Origin of the sequence: Kushneria aurantia DSM 21353 (genome assembly GCF_000382245.1) — a bacterium.
Lineage (GTDB): Bacteria > Pseudomonadota > Gammaproteobacteria > Pseudomonadales > Halomonadaceae > Kushneria > Kushneria aurantia.
In genome coordinates this window covers 42,427-60,157 of the sequence record NZ_KB907868.1, presented here as the reverse complement: position 1 = coordinate 60,157, position 17,731 = coordinate 42,427, and the positions used below count along the sequence as shown (strand labels likewise).

The window sequence follows — 17,731 nt, the reverse complement described above, 5'->3', positions numbered from 1 at the left end:
GGGCCCGGCAGCGGCGCCACATTCTAACCTGTCGAGCCCTCGCCGTCCGCCGCCGCGTGCCAGCCGCTGCCCTCGCGCAGCAGGGTTACCACGCGCTCCTCGCCGACCTCGGACAGCACCGCCGCCGACAGCGGCAACACCAGCCCCTGAGCGGCCAGCCGCCGGGCGAGATGTTCGAAGGCCGGGCGCAGTGCCTCGATGGAGGCGGCCACGGGGCGCGACACGCCGCGCGGGTTACCGTCGAACACCAGACCGATGCCGTCATCGCGGCCAACCAGGGTAAAGCTGCAGGGGTCGAGACTGGCGCAGCCCTTGTGGCAACCGGAGAGGTGAACGCCGACGCTTTTATCGAACAGCCGCGACCAGACCGGCACCAGTGCCCTGCCTCCGTCACGGGTCGAGAAGCGCGCACTGGCGCAGGCGGGCGCCCCGCTACAGGCGACAATCGCCAACCGCGGGTCGTCGGCGGCGACAATCAGCCCGGCTTCGGCCGCCACCGCCGCAATGGCGCCGAGGTCGGCGTGCTCGTGGCACAGAATGCGCCAGTGGCGATGCGGCGCGGCGGCGAAGGCGAGCGCCCCCAGCTCACGCGCGCGGCGGGTAAAGCGCAGCAGCGCCAGCGCCTCCAGTTGACCGAAGGGCCACACCACGTCCAGCAGGTTGCGCTGGTGCCGGGCGTGGCCGTCCGGGCCCGCCGTCACTCCGCTGCGCGGCGGCGGATCGCCGAGCCGGCAGCCGAGCATATCGCACAGTCCGAAACGACCGTGATGACGCAGCAGATCGCCGCCGCGAGCGCGGCCGCCCAGCTGCTGCTGCTCGAACAGCAGAGCGTTGACGGCGCTGGCGAGTCGCGAGGCGACCACCCAGCCCAGCCAGCTGGCGCTCTGGTGGTCGCCGGCGATGCCGATCCAGCCGCCGCGGCCGCCATCGAGACGCAGGTGAATGTCGCCACTCAACGTCGCCAGCCCGCCCCAGCCACCGCTGTCGATCACCACCGCGCTCTTGGCCGCCAGCCCCGCCGGCGCGCCGGTCATGATTCGCTCACGCAGCTGGCGCGCCAGCGCGCGGGTGGCATCGTCGATCGCCTCGTCGCTCTCCATCAGCGGGTCGAGGCTCACCGCCGGCGCCACCGCCGTGGTCAACCGGTGACGCACCAGCCGCGCGTCGAGGTAGTCGGCCAGCCCGCGATGGCCCTGTTCGGCCAGGCCGCGCAGCTGCAGGTTGCCACGCCGGGTCACTTCGATCAGACCGTTGCCGAAGCGCTCGGCGGCCTCGCACAGGGCGATCACCTCATCGCCCTCGAGCGGCGCCGCCAGCGGCGGCAGGCGCGCCAGCCAGCCGTCGCCGGTCTCCATCGGCGCACTCAGCGACGGGCAGGCACCCCGGGCGCGAATGCGCTCAGGTGGCGTGATCTGGCTGAAGTCGTGGGGATGCGGCAGCATGGCACCTCGGTATGGACATCGGCGGCGCACCGTCGACGTGCAAATCGTTCATCGAGGCACCATGCTATCGCATTCGACGCCCCGGGAGACAATCGACCGGGCGCGCCCGTGCCTTGACAAGGGAGACGTTATGGCGGATACGCCCGCACCGCTGCCGCGCGATTTCTACCACCGCCCTACCCTCGAGGTCGCCCGCGAGTTGCTGGGCTGCCAGCTGGTGGTAGAGTCCGAAGGCGAGCGACTGATCGCGCGCATCACCGAAACCGAAGGCTACCTGGGCTTTCTCGACAGCGCCTGTCACTCCTCTCACGGCCGCACGCCGCGCACCGAGGTGATGTTCGGTCCGCCGGGCCACGCCTATGTCTATCTGATCTACGGCATGTACGACATGCTCAACCTGGTCACCGAGGCGGTCGACGAGCCCTGCGCGGTACTGGTGCGCGCCATCGAGCCGGTCGTCGGCGAGGCGACCATGATTGCCCGCCGGGGCGGCAGACGAGGGCGCGACACGTTCAACGGCCCCGGCAAACTGACCCGCGCACTGGGCATCAGCAAGGCGACCTTCAATCGCCACGATCTATGTCGCGGCGAGGCAATATGGCTCGAGCGAGGGGAGCCGGTGGCGGACGAGGACGTCATCATGGGGCCGCGTATCGGTATCGACTACGCCCGCCCCGAGCATCGCGACGCCCCCTGGCGGCTGCGGGTGGCGCCGGCGCAAAAGCGCGGTCGGTAGCCGACCGCGTTTTACCCCGACCGCAGCGCCGCCAGCCAGCGCTGCGGCTCGGCGATCAGCGCCACGCCCAACTGGCGCTCGGCGGCGCCGGCCAGCCCCGCCGGCACGCGCTCCTCGGCCAGCAGCAGCACACAGCCGGGCATACGGTCCTGTCGCAGGGCGCGCAAAGCACGCCCCAGCGCGGCGGCGCGGCGGGTATCGGCGGCGCTCAGCCACAGGGCCCAGAACGGCGTCTCGGGAGCCACCGACGGCGATGCCGCCAGCCGCAGCGGCAGGGGGCGCCAGCCGCCGTGGCCGGCCGGCAGCGGCAGCTCGGCAAGCCTCGCCGGCGGCCGCTCGGGCAGCGACAGCCCCGCCACGATCAGGGTGGCCTCGGGCTGCGCGGCCGGCGCGGTTTCCCGCTGGCCGCCCTGCAAACGCTGCGACCACTGGCGCAGGCCGCTGGCCTGATCATTCATGAGCGGCGCTCTTCGGCATCAGTGGGCGGCATCGATCAGCGCATCGCGCGCTTCCAGCGCGCCGATCAGCGCATCGAGCAGGTTGGCGGCGCTGCGCTTGCGACTGCCGCCGGCAAGATTGAAAAGCTGGGCGCGCACGTCCATCGCCCAGGGCTCGGCGCACAGCTCAAGGCGGGTCGCCAGCGCCGCCAGGGCGGCGGCCGTGGCGAGCTGCAGTTCGCGATCGTGATGCGCTACGCCGCGCTCGCCAAGGCGCTCAAGGGCGCGCCGGGTGGTGGTCTCCAGCCCCTCCAGCGCCAGCGCCGCGGCCAGCCGTGAGGCGACGTCACGGCCGGTCAGCACGTTGCAGAGCCAGTAGCGACGCGCCAGCTCGCGGTTGTCATCGACATCGTGCAGGGTAGCGAACCAGGCCATCACCTCGGTCGGCTCAGCGCGGCCACGGCGCTCTTCATACAGGGCCGGCAGTGCACTCAGCCGCAGCGTCACCGGGCGGCCACGCCAGCGGCACTGGCGCGGCTCCAGTGGCGTGGCCAGCGCCGCCAGCTCGATCATCCGCTGCCGCTCACCGCCGTAGCGCAGCCGCCGCGAGGCGTTGGCGGCGGCGATCCACAGACAGCGCCGGTCGGCGAGGCGCTGCTGCGCCTCGCCCTCGGGGGGCGTGGCCATCAGATGCCAGGCAGCGCCGTGCTGCTCCTGTGCCCAGTCGAGCCGCGCCTGCGGCGAGGCGGGCAGGCGATGGCGCAACCAGGCGAGCGGCAGCGGCAGGCCCTGATCGTCAAGGCTGATCAGCGGCATCGCCCTGTCGCTCCCGCTGAGACACTTGTCACGCGGCCACCACAGCGCCGCTTCGTCGCGGCGTTCGGCCAGCGCGGCCTGCTGCGCCCGTTCGCCGAGCCGGGCGGCGAAACTCGCCTCGCCCTCACCACGCCGGCCGCGCTGCCACTGCTGCTCGAGCAGGTCGGTGCCGGTGGCGCGTTTTTGCAGGGTATCGAACATGGCGGCCAGCGCCCGCCCCTGGTGCATCACATCCCGCGACAGGGCGCGCGATTTCGACTCGCCGGTGCGCCCGGCCATCTCCGCCAGGCTCGCTTCGTCGTAGCCGAAGGGCGAACTCGCCGGCGTCGCCAGCGCCTCGCGCACCAGCGCCTCGACATCCGCGGCATCAAGATCCTCCGGCACCCGCTGGCCGCTGGCGGTGTAGATCAGCGGCAGCCGATGACGGGCCAGAATATCCAGTACGGCGGCCGGCCGCGCCGACTCATCGAGCTTGGTGACGATACAGCCGGCCAGTTCGAGGCCGGCCTCGGCCACCGCGTGGCAGTACACCGCCACCACCTGCTCGAGGGTATCGCCATGACTGGCGGCATTGAGGACCAGAATCGGCCGGATGGCGATGTCGGTTTCGGCCAGCCGCGCCACCTCGGAGGCGAGCCGACTGTCGCGCTGGCTCATGCCGAGGGTATCGATCAGAATGGTGCGCTTGGGCGTGGCCCGCTGCATCGACAGCAGCGCCTTTCTGGGGTTGATCAGACGCGTCAGCAGCGCGCCCAGCTCGCCCTCCTCCGGGGCGTGCACCTCGACGCCCAGCAGCCCGGCATAGACACGCAATTGCTCGCGGGCAGCAATACGGTAGCTGTCGCTGGCGATCAGCGCCGCGTCGCGATTGCCGTGGGCCATCACATAGCGGGCGGCGAGCTTGGCGGTCGAGGTGGTCTTGCCCACTCCGGTAGGGCCGATCAGGGCAAACACGCCACCGCCGGCGAGAAAGGCCGCTTCATCCTCGAGGGTTGTCAACCGCGCCGTCAGCTGGCGCTCGATCCAGCCTTCCAGTGCCGCTTCGCGCGCCTGCTCGTCGCCCTCGGCCAGCTCCGGCGGCAGCAGCTCGATCAGTTCGCGCACCAGTAGCTGACTGAACCCGGCCGCCACCAGCCGCTGGCGCAGCCGGGTCGCCGGCTCGGGCGTCGCGTCAGCCGCCACCGGCGCGGGGGCCGGCTCGGCGATGCGGCTGTGGATCAGCTCGCGCATCGACGCCAGCTCGTCCATCAGGCGGGCGTTGAAAGCCTGCATCTGTGCTGCCGAGGCCTCGGCGGACGGCGGCTGCGGCGGCGTCTGCCGGTCGCGCTCGGCAGGCGCCGCCGGCTCCTCGGCGGTCATTCCCTGATGCGCCTCTTCCGCCATGGCGACGATCTCGATACCACCCTCCACCGGGCGGTTGGAGAGAATCAGGGCATCATCGCCGAGCCGCTCGCGCACCTTGCGCATGGCCTCCCGCCCATCGGCGCCGATGAAACGCTCTACCCCCATATCGTTCTCCGTTCTCGTGCAGGCCGCCCTGGTGACAGCCGATGGCGATCGCTTTTAACCCATGGTGCACAGCCTGCCATGAATCCTGCCCGCACCGTGAAGCGCAATGACATGAATTTTACGGCCTATTCCGCTCTCGCTCTCAAATTTTGCACGGCGCTGCCGAGGGCAGCTGCCAGTGCCACGCGGCTCCACAGCGGACATCAGCCAAGGCAGGTAATCGTTGGCCTGCTAAACTTCTGTCTCATTAATGCGCACTGGGCCTCCATCGAGCGCCGCGCACCAGCACCCGCAAGGAAACCTGCACGCCATGACCGCCCACGCCGCCGAACGGACCAGCCCCGATCTGCGTCAGCTCATCTTTTATACCCTGATGCTGATGGCCTTTCTGGCCGCCTCCGGCGTGCCGACGCCGCTCTACCAGCTCTATCAGGAGAGCTGGCACTTCTCGACGCCGATGCTGACGCTGGTATTCGCGACCTACCTCTTCACGCTATTGATTACCCTGCTGTTCAGCGGCGCACTGTCGGATCATCTCGGCCGCCGGCCGGTGATTCTGGCCGGGCTGCTGTTGCAGCTGGCCGCCATGCTCTGCTTTATGCTCGCCAGCAGCCTCGGCTGGCTGCTCGCCGCGCGGGGGCTGCAGGGGGTGGCGACCGGCATTGTCACCAGCGCGCTGGGCGCCGCCCTGCTGGACTGCGACCGCCATCGCGGGCCCTTGCTGGCGAGCGTGGGACCGATGCTGGGGATGGGGCTGGGCGTGCTGGGCGCCGGGGTGCTGGTCGAATTGGCCCCCTGGCCGATGCGGCTGGCCTACGTGGTGATGGGGCTGATCTTCATTGTGCAGATCGTGGGGCTGCGCCGCGCCCGCGAAAGCGTCTCCCGCCGCCCGGGGGCCCTCGCCTCGATGCGGCCGAGGGTGCGGGTACCGGCCGGGATACTGCCTACCTTCATGCGCACCATGCCGGCCAGCGTCGCCGCCTGGGGGCTGGGCGGTTTTACCCTGTCGCTGGGGCCGGCGCTCACCGAGCGCATTACCGGCTCCGGCGATGTGCTGCTGGGCGCCCTGCCCGCCACGCTGCTGGCGGTGATGGGCAGCCTGGGGGTGTGGCGACTGCGGTTGATGGCGACACGCACCATCCTGCTGTTCTCCGGCACGCTGCTGCCGACCGGCGTGGTGGTGATTCTGGCCGGCGTTTACACCCACAGCACCGCTCTGCTGTTGCTGGGCTATGCCGTGGCAGGACCTGGCTTCGGCGCCGGCTTCATGGGCGCTATGCGCGCCATCATGCCGCTGGCATCACCCCATGAGCGCTCATCGCTGATGGCCGCTTTCTACGTGGTCAGTTACCTCTCGGCCAGCCTGCCGGCGCTGGCGGCGGGCATGGCGACGCGCCAGTTCGGGCTGGAGAATACCGTCTGGGGCTACGCCGCCGTGGTCATGCTGCTGTCGCTTTCCGTCCCCGTCAGCCTGCTGCGCCAGCCATCACAGGCGCCGCAGGCGAGCGATTGAAGCGGCGCTCGGATTACCCCCGCGCCAGCTCCTCGACCGCCGCCCTGAGCACGCCGTAGAAGTTCTCCACGGACTGAATATCGACGCGTTCGTCAGGCGTATGGGCGCCGCGAATGTCGGGGCCGAAGGAGATCATCTGCATCTCCGGGTGTTTGGCGCCGATCAGGCCACACTCAAGGCCGGCGTGAATGACCTTGACCGCCGGCGCCTCGCCGGTAACGCGCTCGTGCACCTTTTGAAAACGCCCCAGCAGCTCGGATGCCGGCTGCGGCGTCCAGCCGGGATAACCCTGGTTGATCTGCGGCTCGAAACCGGTCAGCCGGATCAGGGCGGCGATGCGCGCCACCAGTTCGTCACGGGTGCTGTCGCGCAGTGAGCGCACCATCAGCTGAATGGAGAATTTGCCCGCCTTCAGCGACACGATGCCCTGGTTGTTGGAGGTCTCCACCACACCGGGGGCGGAGTGGCTCATGCCCGCCACGCCATAGGGCAGGCCGTGCATCAGCCCCATCAGGCGGAAGCTGTCCTCGTTGGAGAGCGCCCGTTCGGCACGGCCCGGCGCAACGCTCAGGGTGACGCCATCATCGATAGCGGCCAGCTCGTCGCGGTAGATCGCCTGGTACTGTTCGATCAGCGCCATGATCTCTTCGTGGCGCTGCTTCGGTACCGCCGCCACCGCACGCGCCTCGCGGGTAATGGCGTTGCCCATGGTGCCGCCTTCGTATTCGCACAGCCGCAGGCCGTGGTCGCAAAGCCGGTGCAAAAGCCGCGACAGCAGCCGGTTGGCATTGCCCAGCCCCCTGTGAATATCGAGCCCGGAGTGACCGCCCTGCAGGCCGTGAACGCTGATCTCCAGCGTCTCCATGGGGCCATCGAAAGGGGCGTCGATCAGGCTCGTCTCAAAGCGCACCGAGGCGCCGCCGGCACAGCCGATATAGACGTCGCCCTCCTCCTCCGAGTCGAGGTTGAGCAGATAGCGCCCTGCCAGCCAGTTGTCACGCAGCTTCAGCGCCCCTACCAGCGAGGCCTCCTCCTCGACGGTGAGCAGCACTTCCAGCGGGCCGTGGGTCAATCCGGGCTCTTCCAGAATGGCCAGCGCCGCGCAGGCGCCCACGCCGTTGTCGGCGCCCAGGGTAGTGCCGCGGGCATAGAGCCAGCCATCGTCGATGAAGGTCTCGATAGGGTCACGACGAAAATCGTGATCCACCCCCGGCGCGGTCTGCGACACCATATCCAGATGGCCCTGCAGCACCACCCCCGGCGCTTTTTCATGGCCGGGCGTGGCGGCCTTGCGTATCAGCAGGTTGCCCGCCTCGTCGCGCTCGTGTTCGAAGCCGTGTTGATCGGCCCACTGCGCCAGTCGTTCGGCCAGCGCCTGTTCATGGCCGGAGGGGCGCGGCACGTCGCAGAAGGTACGAAAATGGCGCCACAGCGGCGCCGGCGCGAGACTATCGAGATGCTCGTTCACATTGGCTCCCGGAAACGAAGAAACATGACATTGCAGGATGACGCTGGCCCACAGAATACGCCATTCGCTCGGGCCCTTCAGCCCATCTCCTCTCGGCCGGCGTGCGCCAGCCATTCGGCTACTTCACGGCGAAAGCGAAGGTAGAGCGGCGCGCGTCCGGCTACCGCCAGCCGACGTACCAGCCACGCCTCGTCGCGCCCCTGCCACAGCAGCGCCACCCAGGGGGCAAGCGCTTCGAGCGTCTCCGCCGTCGTACCACGCCGTGCCAGTTCGAGACACACAAGCCGCCGCAGCGCGGCACGACAGGCCACCAGCGGGGCGCTGGCGTGGGCAAAACGTGTCAGCCGAAGGCGCCTGTCGGCATCGAGCGGTGCCACCGGCAGTTCAGCGAGCAGCATGGTGGCCACTTCGGACGTCATGGCGTGCAGCTCGAACGCCAGCAGCTGGGGCAGCGACTCGGCATGGTGTGCCCGCAACTCCGCCAGCAGCACGTCGCCGGCCGGGGAAAGCGCCCTGCCCATCATCAGCGGATACTCGCCGGTCGAGGTCTCGTGGCGGACACCGGGGCGCAGCGACACCAGCCCACAGCGGCGCCAGAAGGCGATCAGCCCCGCTTCGGCACCGAAGCTGGCGGTCAGCAGATCGTATCCTTCGGCGGCGGTAGTTTCTGCCAGCTGCGCCACCAGCCGGCTGCCCAGCCCCTGGCGACGCGCCTGCGGATGCACGGCGAGACGCATGATGCGGCGCTGGCGGTGGGTGGCGGCAGCCGCCACGCCGGCGTGCAGCGCCAGCGACTGCGCCACCAGGTGGCCGCGCGGGCGGCGCTCGCCGGCGGCAACGCGCTCGGCCAGTTCGGCATCGAAACCACCCTCCTCGACCGTCAGCGCCACGGCCAGCAGTGCGCCCGCACCGGGCCGCGGGGCGCTCTCCAGGGTTTCGAGGGTGATTCCGGGGCCATCGAGCAGAGCGCGCAGATCAGCCGGCGCGGTACGGTAGTGGGCCTGCACCAGCAGACCGAACAGGGCGGCAAGGCGTGACTCGTCGACCGCGAGGGCGCTGCGGTCGAGACAATGCTGATAAACCCTCTCCGGGGGTTCACTCAGCGGCGGCGGCTCGGCGGAGAGCATCAGCAGGTCGTCGGTGGCCTGCTCCAACGGATCGTGGGGCGCCCAGCGCACCGGGGTGTGCAGCTCGAGCGCGCGCCACTGCGGCGTGATACGCGCCAGGCGCTCACGAAAACGCAGCGCGAAGCCGCGCCCGCTGCCCTCGTAGCCGTGTACGGTGGTCGCGAACGCCACTCGCGGGAAGTGCCGCAGCGCCCGTTCCAGCAGGGCAGCCGGCAGCGCCGCCGCCTCATCGACCAGCAACACGCGACCGGCGCCACCCGGGCGCTCGGCGTCAGCATCGAGCCGGTCGGGGGCAATAAAGCGCACCGCGCGGCCGCGCCACACAAATTGACCGCCCTGCCGCTCCCCTTCCGGCAGCAGCGCTGCCAGCCGCTCGAACAGGGGCGCCACGCTCTGCATTGAAGGGGCGGTGAGCATTATCTCATCGTCACCGGCGATCAGCCGCTGCGCCGCGCCGATGCCCAGCGCCGCACTCTTGCCGCGGCCGCGGTCGGCGGTCAGTACCAGCGGCCGGCGACGCTTGAGCCCGGCGATCTCGCGTACCGCCCGCGCCTGATCGACGCTCAGGCAGCCGTCATCGCCGCTCTGCGGGCGAACGCTCTCGGCAGGAGATGACACCGGCAGCGACGGCAGCGCCTCGCCTTGCCGCCAGTGGGTCACGCCAGGGGTGTCCAGCCGGCGCGCCAGCCGCGCCAGATAGCGCGACGCCAGCTGCGCCCAGTGCCAGGGGTGGTCGGCCAGTCGAGCGTAGTCGCCATCCGCGGCATCGCCCCAGTCGTCGGGCACCAGCAGCAGCAGCACGCCGCCGGCACGCACCGTGCCGCTCAGGGCGCCGAAAGCGTCCGGGTCGAACCCCTCGAAGGCGTCGAACACCACCGCACCCTGCTCACCGCCCAGCCGGTTGCGCGCCTTCTTCATCGCCAGCCGCTCGACGCGCTGCTCAAGCGTTATCTGCTGCGGGCCGCCCACCCACAGCACGTCATCGTATTCGAGCCCCGCCAGCAGCGCGCTGGCGCGCTCGCGCACGTCATCGCGCGCGCCACTGATGCGAATCAGCCGGCGATGGCGGGCACAGGAGAGGGCAAGACGGAAGGCGGCGAGGTTGTCCGACACTGGCGGCATCCTCCGGCAGAGCAAATCAGGGCTATAGTGTGCCGTGAGCGTGGCGAAGACGCGAGTGCTTCAGAAGGCCGGGGCACGGCCGATAGAGCAGCCAACCGACCGGGCGCACGCCATCACCGGATCATCATTCGGAGGTATCCCATGCCGTTCCTTCACCCTGCCATACGACTGGCCGTCGCTGCTTTCATGCTGGCGCCGCTTTTGCCCGTCACCCTGCATGCCGCAGCCGCCGAACGTTTCGAGCCACGGGGCGATATACGCGCTGATCCCGATTATGACCGCCAACGCCACCGCTTCGACCCGCGCCGCGACGTCGATGTCGGCGTAGTACTGCCACCCGAGCAGCTCGAACACTGGCGCTCCAACTATGTGCCCGACGACTACCGCATCTCGGGCTATGACGGCGTCAGCGACGGCAACGCCAACGTGTGTCGCCATGGCGACGGCAGCGTCAGCATCTCGACCAGCGGCGTCGACTGCCCGAACGGGCAAAGTACGCCCGAAGGCGGGCGTAGCTGGTCGGTCGGCAACGCACGCTGATCCGTCAGGTGCCGATATTTCTGAGCCTTTCGCCGCTCATCAAGCGCTGTTCGATCTTTTCCAGCGAGATGCCTTTGGTTTCCGGCACCAGCAGTAGCGTGATCGCAATGAAAGAGAGGTTCAGCGCGGCGTAGAGCCAGAAGGTGTAGGCATTCCCCAGGGTATTGAGCAGGGTCAGGAAGGTGGCGCCGATGATCATGTTGGCGACCCAATTGGTCACCGTCGAACAGGAGACGCCGAAGTCGCGGCCCTTGAGTGGCTGGATTTCCGAGCACAGAATCCACACCATGGGCGCGGCCGACATGGCGTAGCTGACCACGAAGGTACCCAGCAGGCCGAGGGCGAAGTATTTGGTAAAGGCGCCCTCCAGGCCGTACTGATAGAGCACGCCGAGCAGAATCATGCACAGGCCCATTACCGTAAAGCCGATATAGAGCAGCGGCTTGCGTCCCGCCCGGTCGACAAATTTAATGGCGATCAGGGTCGCCAGCGTCATCACCAGGCCGATCACCACCGTCCCCCAGAGCTGCTCGGTTTCACTGCCATAGCCGGCCAGCTCCAGAATGCGCGGGGCGTAATAGAGAATGACATTGGCCCCGGTGAACTGCTGCATGAACTGCAGCAGCATGCCCAGACCGACCGAGCGGCGGAAGTCGGGACTGCGGCGAAACAGGCTCCAGCCGGCATGCTCCACCTCGAGGCTCTCCTCGATACGCGTCATTTCGGCATCGACTTCGCGCTCGTTGCCGCCGCGCAGCTGCATCAATACCTCACGCGTCTCCTCGTTACGGCCGGCGCTGGCCAGCCAGCGCGGGCTTCTGGGCAGCAGGATCATACCGACCACCAGAATGACCGCCGGAATGGCGATCACGCCCAGCATCCAGCGCCAGCCGCCGAAGTAGCTGAATGCCGCATTGGTAAGGTAGGCCAGCAGAATGCCGCCCATGATCATCAACTGATAAAACGAAATCAGCGTACCCCGGATGCGCTCCGGCGCAATTTCCGACAGATACATCGGCGCGATATACGACGAGATACCCACCGCCAGGCCAAGCAGCACGCGCGCCCCGATAAGCGCCTGCGGCGACCATGACAGCGCCGACAGCAGCGCGCCGCCGATGAACACCACGCCACTGACCGCCAGGGTGATCTTGCGGCCGAACCTGCGCGACAGATAGCCACCGCTGGCGGCACCGAATGCCGCACCGAACATCATCGCACTGACGATAATCTCCTGGGTTTGATCGCTGACGCTGAACTCTTTCTCGATAAAGGGCAGTGCCCCCGAAATAACCCCGATATCCATGCCGAACAGCAGACCTGCCAGCGCGGCAATAGCGCCAATCACGTAGATCATCGGCCTGTTCTGACGCTTTGCCGGTGAGGATGCAGTCACATCTTCCATGGTCATCTCCCGTATGGAGGTCTCAACACCTCATGCTTATGTTGAACTTAAGACAATAATGTTCAACATAGACTTTAGTGGCGTATGCAGAGGGGATGAGTGGAAGCGAACTGACTGTAGGCGCGGCGAGTGTTATCGCGGTATTTCCGAGCTGCCTGGGCGGCAGTGAACAATGTCCGTGGCTACTACGTCGCCCATCGCAATTTCTGAGCTGCTGTGGCGGATGGATCAGGTGTTGCACCGAGTCATTGAGACCGCCAAGTGACGAGCGGGCTGATCGCCAGGTATCATGAAACCCCATCAACCCTCCAATGAGTGTGTTGCACTCAGACATTGTATCCGCCTTCTCTCACTGGACACGCTATGCATAATCTATGGATTCCCGTTGCCTTCATTGTCGTCCTGGCGGGCGTCATAGTCGGCAACCAGGTCTACTCAGAGGCCCAGCGCGATGCCCACATCGCTGCGATGATCGCTGAGCGTCTCGATAGCCCGGAACCGGCCGAGATTTCTCACTTGAGGCAAGTCAACAAAGGCTATGGGGTGTGCGGCGACTATGCACTTGAAGGTGCCGAGTCCGGGCACTTCTATTACGACAGCGCTTTCGAGCGGCTGTCAGTGGGCAGCGATGCCGTGCCTTATCGCGATAACTGTTAGGTCCTGTCAGCCTGTGGCTGTCACGATCCCATTCAAAGCAGCCATGTAGACGTTCAAAGAAAGCCGATAACCAGGCCGCAACAACCCCCGTTTCACTGGTCTGTAATTTTCTGAGCTGCCTGGGCGGCAGCGAACAAGATGGAGGTAAAAAGTCATGAAAAGTCACATTTCTGAGCTGCCTGGGCGGCAGCGAACCCGACGATATTCGAATCGTCTTCGACGGCGTTTTTCTGAGCTGCCTGGGCGGCAGCGAACAGACCTTTGATCGAGCGGATTCTTTTTTCATCTTTCTGAGCTGCCTGGGCGGCAGCGAACCGCCGTTGTTGCATGTCGGCAGTTGCTCCAGCTTTCTGAGCTGCCTGGGCGGCAGCGAACGGAGAATCCCAAAGGCGCCCTGCCGAAACTATTTTCTGAGCTGCCTGGGCGGCAGCGAACTCGGTGATGGTCGCCCAGCCGTCGATCCTGAATTTCTGAGCTGCCTGGGCGGCAGCGAACCGTATGGCATGACAACGACGATAGCGCCATCCTTTCTGAGCTGCCTGGGCGGCAGCGAACCGTCCGCCGATGCGAACGACTTTACCGGCACATTTCTGAGCTGCCTGGGCGGCAGCGAACTGGTCCGGCGGCATCTGGTGCGTGACGGAAGATTTCTGAGCTGCCTGGGCGGCAGCGAACTGTGCTGTCGGCGGCCTGCTGGCGTGGGCGCATTTCTGAGCTGCCTGGGCGGCAGCGAACAAAGAGCGGCCGGTGTGTACCAGCGTCGCGCCTTTCTGAGCTGCCTGGGCGGCAGCGAACAAGAGAATTTAACGCTCAACCTTCCGTTTTTAAAGAGCTTTTGACCGTTATACGTTATAAACCCTTTTTTTCAGGCGGTTTATAAGTCACTGATTTTGCGAGCACTTAAAAAGCGCTCGCAAAAAAGGGTCAAAACCAGGGAACAGTAGCCTCCCGGCTCAGGCCATAGTGGTTGAACTTACCCCCTGTGGGCTGCGGTTGCGGTTTGCCGTGTTCGACAAAGAGCGCGAAGCGTTCTCCCGTGGAGCGGCTGGCGATCTGCACAAAAGGCAGCGACAGCCGCCGCTCGGCGGCGCCGGCCAGCAGTTGCTGCGCTTCGCTTTCGCTCACGCCATGACGACGCGCATAGCGTCGCGCACGGCTGGGGCCACCAGTATTGAACTGGCGTCGGCAGACGGTGCAGTGGCGAGCACTGGCCGGCACGGCGCTAATGGCCTCGATCGTGACGTGGTCGCGCATGCCGTTCAGCCAATTCGTCGCCATCAGCTGTTCGAGCCGTTCACGGCCACCGTGCAGCCGCAGCCTGTCGCCCGGCGTCCGGGCGCGCACACCGGTTTTGTGGTCGGGCAGACTGATGCCAATATCGTCAGCGCCAAGGTCATACAGCGCGCGATGCAGCTTGCCGTAGAGCGCGCCCATCAGCATCGCTGCCGGGAAGTCCGGGTCGGGCCGCAGTCGAATATCGATATAGTGGTCCATGACTTACCCCGCATCGCCGAAGACACCGCCGCGTACCAGAGTCGCCATCACGAAGTGCTGGTTCTCAACAGAGGGCACCTGGTCCTTCAAAAGCCAGTTATCCAGCAGATTGTAGAAATCCACCTTCTGTTTCGGCTGGCGGTAGGCGGTCCCCTGGGTGGTCACCGAGCCGTAGGGCTCGACGGCGATCGGGCCGAGGTTGCTGCCATCTTCCGGCGCCGGGTACCAGGTATCGATCGTGCGCAGGGCGTTACCCAGCTTCTGGGAGTGAATCGCCGCGTTCTTGTCGTCACCGATGCTGTAAAGCGTCTTGCTCTTGTCACCACGTGAGCGTTCCAGAATCAGTTCCTGAGAGGGAAAGACCTCCTGGCCGGCGCCCTCACGCGCGAAGGCGACCACGTCGAGCAGCAAATACTGCTCGCCGGCCAGCGCTTTGGCGATCGTTTCGCCCAGCTCGCGTGTCTGATCGGTGCCAGTAAAATCTCGCGTCGAGTGATCAAGCGCATCGAAGGTCCATGTCTTCTCCGCCTGCCCCGCTTTCATCTGACTGACCCGAACCTCAACCTGCTCGGCGCCCATGCGGTTGCGCCACAGAAAGCGGCCGTTGGCGAGGTTGCAGGCGTAGCGATGCGCCAGCTCGTTAAAGCCCTGTTCGCTGACATAGCCGCTGACGGTCTGCGCAAGCTTTTTCTGGTATTCGGCGTTGTTACAGGCGGAAGGCGTGCCGGCACCGGCCAGCACGCGCAGAGTGAAACTTACCGCCAGGGTGTCGGCGTCGTGGGGCAATGCCGCGACATCGACGGTCTGCAGGTTGGGGTTTTCAATCGCGGCGTCGAGTTTGGCCGGGTCCTGGTCCTTTGCTTTCAGGCGGTTGGAGATGGTGCCACGCACCGATTTCTCACGAACCGGGATGCCGGGCCACGCCTTGTAGGTACTCAGCTCCTCCCAGCGGCCAGCGCTGAACATCGCATCGGAGGGATCCAGCTTGCGCTCGAAGGCGAGGACGGAAGCGGTTTTGAGTGCGTCGTTTTTAGCCATGCGGTGTCTCCTTGATGATCAGTCGTTGTGAGCGTGTGTGAGGGCGTAGTCATTGGTGAGGCGATAAACGCCGCGTTCGAGGTCGTTGCTGACAAACCACAGCAGCGCATCCGGGCTGCGCAGGCGATGCGGGCTGACCCATTCGCCGATGGAATAGAGGCTTTCGACGAATTGAAACGACACCCCCGGATCGCGTGCATTGGCGACCTCGCCGGGCGCGAACAAATCGGAGATGGCGCCGTAGCCGACCGGGATGGGCACCAGCCAGCCGGGATAGGGGCGACGAATTTCCCACTTCGCCACCTCCTTCGTCTGGCCTTCCTTGTCCTGCTGCGTCTCGATCCGGCACTCGTGGTTGAGCCGGCAGAGATCAAGCCAGGCATCCAGCGCTGTGGCACTGTCGTCCTCGGCCTGAAGCGTTTCGGTATGCTCGTTCAGGTAATCATCGCGCAGCACCAGGGCAAAGCCCGGCAGCAGCCGGCGTTTGAGGCGACGCCACTATTTGCTGCGCTCCTCTTCATTGGCATCGAAAGTGATCAGCTCGGGGCGCTGTCGCGTCGCGTCACTCAGCGGTGGCATCACGCTGCCGCCGGCGATGCGCATGCTCTGTACCTGCTCGAACAGCCGACGCGCGATGTCATGGCGGCGCTCGGGGTTGCCGAGATCATCACCGTCGGACTCGACGCCGATCAGCAGGGTGATTTCCAGATGCGCGCGACCTTCTTCGACGATGGCGGCCGTATTGCCGGATTTATCCACCGGATTGCGGGTGAGATGAAAGGCTCGGGTAAAGCCGCCTGCGGTGACCTGCGGTTCGATGTGGTGACACACCACGCCGATACCGTCGAAGACGATCCGAATATCGTCGGGCAGATTGCGCTCCAGTGCCTGAATAGCGCCCATGAAGGCGCTCATGGCGGGAAAGCCCCAGGTCATGGAACTGGAGATGGCATTGGCGTTCTGAAGGCGCAGCCGCGGCAGCACGAGAAGATGGGGAATGGCGTCGATCATGCCGCTTCTCCTTCATCCTGATCTTCGTCGTCATTGCGCAGCACGTCCTGCAGGTCGTCGAGCTGGCGGCGGAAGCTTTCCATCACCGTCTCGATTTTACCTGTCCAGAAGTCATGCTCCGGATCACCCAGACCTGCCTTTACCCGACGATCAATAGCATGACGTAGCCACCGCGCTACGCGCTCAGCGATCTCTTCATGCCATTGCGACTGCCGGCGGGCGCTGTCGAATTCGGTGTCCAGTTCAGCCCGCCCCGGGTCGAGCCAGTATTGCTCTGCCGGAACCAGACGACAGTCAGCGTCCGCTGACCAGCCGGCTGGCAGGCGGTGTAGCTCGAAGGTAAACAGCAACAGCTCATCAGCCAGCGATGCGACAAGATCATTGTGAAGATTGCGATCCTGTACTGTTTTTCGCGGCGCCTTCCCCTGTCGCTGGCGCTTTTCGTCCTCCCTGAGGTTTTGCCTCATCCAGCTCACCAGATCATTGACCAGATGCCGTACCGGCGTGCGTCTGCCAAAACGCGGGAAAACAGACTCGGTGCGCAGAGGCGCTGTAATCTCTCGCGATGCCCAGTGGGGTGGCAGTGACGGGAGGAGGTAGTTCTGCCCGCCACGCTCGCTGTTAAGTTGAGAGATGTTCTGGGGCTTGGTGCCACCGAATTTCTGAATGGCGAGATTGGGGTAGTCGGCATAACCGTCCTCAAATCCCACATCGTCTCGACGTGCCTTGCGGCCGGCTTTGGCGTGTTCGCCAAAGCGCGCCTCGCTTAGCCGAGCGTGAAAGGGGTGTGCCAAAGCCGTGGCATAAAGCGGTGCCAGCAGGCGATAGTTCGTGTCATCGCCAGGTTCGTCACCGACCAGCCAGTAGAGCTGCTTGCCGCGAGCGTGGGAGCTTGGCGCGCCCTTGGGTTCGACGATATTGGCGAAGGCCTGAACCCAGGACTGCGCCATGGCGCGGTCGTCACTCAGCGCCTCGACCAGGGCCTTATCGCCTTCCAGCGCCCGCTCCAGCAGGGAGCGCCCTTGCCACTGCAATTTCAAGAACTTGTAGACGTCCAGCGCGGCCGCATTACCGACCACGTCGCCTTCGAAATCGGCAGGCAGGCAGTGACTGCCGACCAGCGCATCACGTTCGAGCTGACCGGGCTCTACGTAGAGGTTGGTGCCCTTGGCGTCGGGGTGAATCGCCTTGAGCGAGTGGGTGACGACCTGAAGCTGGCTGACGCGTTTTGCCGCGTCGGCAAGCCAGGTCTGCGGCTCGAACTGCTGCTGCAGCTTGAGATAAGCGGGATCGTCTGGTGCGAGCTTTTCCGTTTTGGTCTGGAAGCGATCGTGGATAAAGCCGCGGATCAACGCCGCAAGCGTTGGCGGCGGGCTATCGCCTGGTTCTGACATGCTCCACCTCGTTTGTAGAGAT

At 66.1% G+C, this 17,731-nt stretch carries 13 protein-coding genes, 1 pseudogene and 1 CRISPR repeat array; of the genes and pseudogenes, 4 read left to right on the top strand and 10 right to left on the bottom strand.

Annotated elements, in window-relative coordinates; translation table 11 throughout:
* Positions 1 to 23: 23 nt before the first annotated feature.
* Entirely contained in the window at positions 24 to 1,442 is a 1,419-nt protein-coding gene (locus H146_RS0106870) for a hypothetical protein (RefSeq protein WP_019951136.1), read from the bottom strand.
* Positions 1,443 to 1,572: 130 nt separating this feature from the next.
* Here H146_RS0106870 and H146_RS0106865 point away from each other — a divergent pair, with 130 nt between their 5' ends.
* On the top strand, positions 1,573 to 2,178 hold the full coding sequence (locus H146_RS0106865) for a DNA-3-methyladenine glycosylase (protein ID WP_019951135.1): 606 nt from the start codon (positions 1,573 to 1,575) through the stop codon (positions 2,176 to 2,178).
* Between the two features lie 11 nt (positions 2,179 to 2,189).
* Here the strand turns inward: H146_RS0106865 and H146_RS0106860 are convergent, their stop codons facing one another.
* Positions 2,190 to 2,636: a hypothetical protein gene (locus tag H146_RS0106860; RefSeq protein WP_019951134.1), complete on the bottom strand. Its 447-nt coding sequence runs from the start codon at positions 2,634 to 2,636 to the stop codon at positions 2,190 to 2,192.
* An 18-nt stretch (positions 2,637 to 2,654) separates the two neighbouring features.
* Complete coding sequence (gene flhF, locus H146_RS0106855; RefSeq protein ID WP_019951133.1) at positions 2,655 to 4,940, bottom strand: flagellar biosynthesis GTPase FlhF; 2,286 nt, start codon at positions 4,938 to 4,940, stop codon at positions 2,655 to 2,657.
* A gap of 310 nt (positions 4,941 to 5,250) precedes the next feature.
* Between flhF and H146_RS0106850 the strand changes: the two genes are divergently transcribed.
* A complete protein-coding gene (locus H146_RS0106850) occupies positions 5,251 to 6,453 on the top strand; it encodes an MFS transporter (protein ID WP_019951132.1) in 1,203 nt (400 codons plus the stop codon).
* 13 nt (positions 6,454 to 6,466) lie between these two features.
* On the opposite strand, the gene H146_RS0106845 is transcribed toward H146_RS0106850, so the two are convergent.
* Together H146_RS0106845 and H146_RS0106840 are read right to left on the bottom strand one after the other, a co-directional pair.
* Positions 6,467 to 7,921: an aminoacyl-histidine dipeptidase gene (locus H146_RS0106845; protein WP_019951131.1), complete on the bottom strand. Its 1,455-nt coding sequence runs from the start codon at positions 7,919 to 7,921 to the stop codon at positions 6,467 to 6,469.
* Positions 7,922 to 7,998: 77 nt separating this feature from the next.
* Positions 7,999 to 10,170, bottom strand: a complete 2,172-nt coding sequence (locus H146_RS0106840; RefSeq protein ID WP_026351803.1) for a tRNA(Met) cytidine acetyltransferase TmcA — start codon at positions 10,168 to 10,170, stop codon at positions 7,999 to 8,001.
* 141 nt (positions 10,171 to 10,311) lie between these two features.
* Here H146_RS0106840 and H146_RS0106835 point away from each other — a divergent pair, with 141 nt between their 5' ends.
* On the top strand, positions 10,312 to 10,710 hold the full coding sequence (locus H146_RS0106835) for a hypothetical protein (protein ID WP_019951129.1): 399 nt from the start codon (positions 10,312 to 10,314) through the stop codon (positions 10,708 to 10,710).
* A gap of 4 nt (positions 10,711 to 10,714) precedes the next feature.
* On the opposite strand, the gene H146_RS0106830 is transcribed toward H146_RS0106835, so the two are convergent.
* Complete coding sequence (locus H146_RS0106830) at positions 10,715 to 12,115, bottom strand: sugar porter family MFS transporter (RefSeq protein ID WP_019951128.1); 1,401 nt, start codon at positions 12,113 to 12,115, stop codon at positions 10,715 to 10,717.
* A gap of 363 nt (positions 12,116 to 12,478) precedes the next feature.
* Between H146_RS0106830 and H146_RS0106825 the strand changes: the two genes are divergently transcribed.
* Positions 12,479 to 12,772, top strand: a complete 294-nt coding sequence (locus H146_RS0106825; protein ID WP_019951127.1) for a hypothetical protein — start codon at positions 12,479 to 12,481, stop codon at positions 12,770 to 12,772.
* Positions 12,773 to 12,879: 107 nt separating this feature from the next.
* Positions 12,880 to 13,567: a CRISPR direct-repeat array (repeat unit 28 nt; unit sequence TTTCTGAGCTGCCTGGGCGGCAGCGAAC).
* 129 nt (positions 13,568 to 13,696) lie between these two features.
* Here the strand turns inward: H146_RS0106825 and cas6f are convergent.
* The 4 genes and pseudogenes from cas6f to csy1 all read right to left on the bottom strand — a co-directional run bounded on the left by cas6f (position 13,697) and on the right by csy1 (position 17,667).
* The gene (cas6f, locus tag H146_RS0106820; protein WP_019951126.1) at positions 13,697 to 14,266 is read right to left on the bottom strand and encodes a type I-F CRISPR-associated endoribonuclease Cas6/Csy4; all 570 of its coding nucleotides are present in this window, start codon (positions 14,264 to 14,266) and stop codon (positions 13,697 to 13,699) included.
* A 3-nt stretch (positions 14,267 to 14,269) separates the two neighbouring features.
* Positions 14,270 to 15,304, bottom strand: coding sequence for a type I-F CRISPR-associated protein Csy3 (gene csy3 / locus H146_RS0106815; RefSeq protein WP_019951125.1), 1,035 nt, complete (start codon positions 15,302 to 15,304; stop codon positions 14,270 to 14,272).
* Positions 15,305 to 15,322: 18 nt separating this feature from the next.
* Positions 15,323 to 16,315: pseudogene (gene csy2 / locus H146_RS19990) on the bottom strand (type I-F CRISPR-associated protein Csy2).
* Positions 16,312 to 17,667 (bottom strand): type I-F CRISPR-associated protein Csy1, encoded by a 1,356-nt coding sequence (csy1, locus tag H146_RS18700; RefSeq protein WP_019951122.1) that lies wholly within the window; start codon positions 17,665 to 17,667, stop codon positions 16,312 to 16,314. The pseudogene csy2 and the gene csy1 overlap by 4 nt, the downstream one beginning before the upstream one ends.
* Positions 17,668 to 17,731 lie beyond the last annotated feature (64 nt).

What these genes read in the sequence shown, in the direction of transcription:
- H146_RS0106870 (WP_019951136.1), bottom strand. Translation starts at nt 1,442, where the DNA reads ATGCTGCCGCATCCCCACGACTTCAGCCAGATCACGCCACCTGAGCGC.
- H146_RS0106865 (WP_019951135.1), top strand. Translation starts at nt 1,573, where the DNA reads ATGGCGGATACGCCCGCACCGCTGCCGCGCGATTTCTACCACCGCCCT.
- H146_RS0106860 (WP_019951134.1), bottom strand. Translation starts at nt 2,636, where the DNA reads ATGAATGATCAGGCCAGCGGCCTGCGCCAGTGGTCGCAGCGTTTGCAG.
- flhF (WP_019951133.1), bottom strand. Translation starts at nt 4,940, where the DNA reads ATGGGGGTAGAGCGTTTCATCGGCGCCGATGGGCGGGAGGCCATGCGC.
- H146_RS0106850 (WP_019951132.1), top strand. Translation starts at nt 5,251, where the DNA reads ATGACCGCCCACGCCGCCGAACGGACCAGCCCCGATCTGCGTCAGCTC.
- H146_RS0106840 (WP_026351803.1), bottom strand. Translation starts at nt 10,170, where the DNA reads ATGCCGCCAGTGTCGGACAACCTCGCCGCCTTCCGTCTTGCCCTCTCC.
- H146_RS0106835 (WP_019951129.1), top strand. Translation starts at nt 10,312, where the DNA reads ATGCCGTTCCTTCACCCTGCCATACGACTGGCCGTCGCTGCTTTCATG.
- H146_RS0106830 (WP_019951128.1), bottom strand. Translation starts at nt 12,115, where the DNA reads ATGGAAGATGTGACTGCATCCTCACCGGCAAAGCGTCAGAACAGGCCG.
- H146_RS0106825 (WP_019951127.1), top strand. Translation starts at nt 12,479, where the DNA reads ATGCATAATCTATGGATTCCCGTTGCCTTCATTGTCGTCCTGGCGGGC.
- cas6f (WP_019951126.1), bottom strand. Translation starts at nt 14,266, where the DNA reads ATGGACCACTATATCGATATTCGACTGCGGCCCGACCCGGACTTCCCG.
- csy3 (WP_019951125.1), bottom strand. Translation starts at nt 15,304, where the DNA reads ATGGCTAAAAACGACGCACTCAAAACCGCTTCCGTCCTCGCCTTCGAG.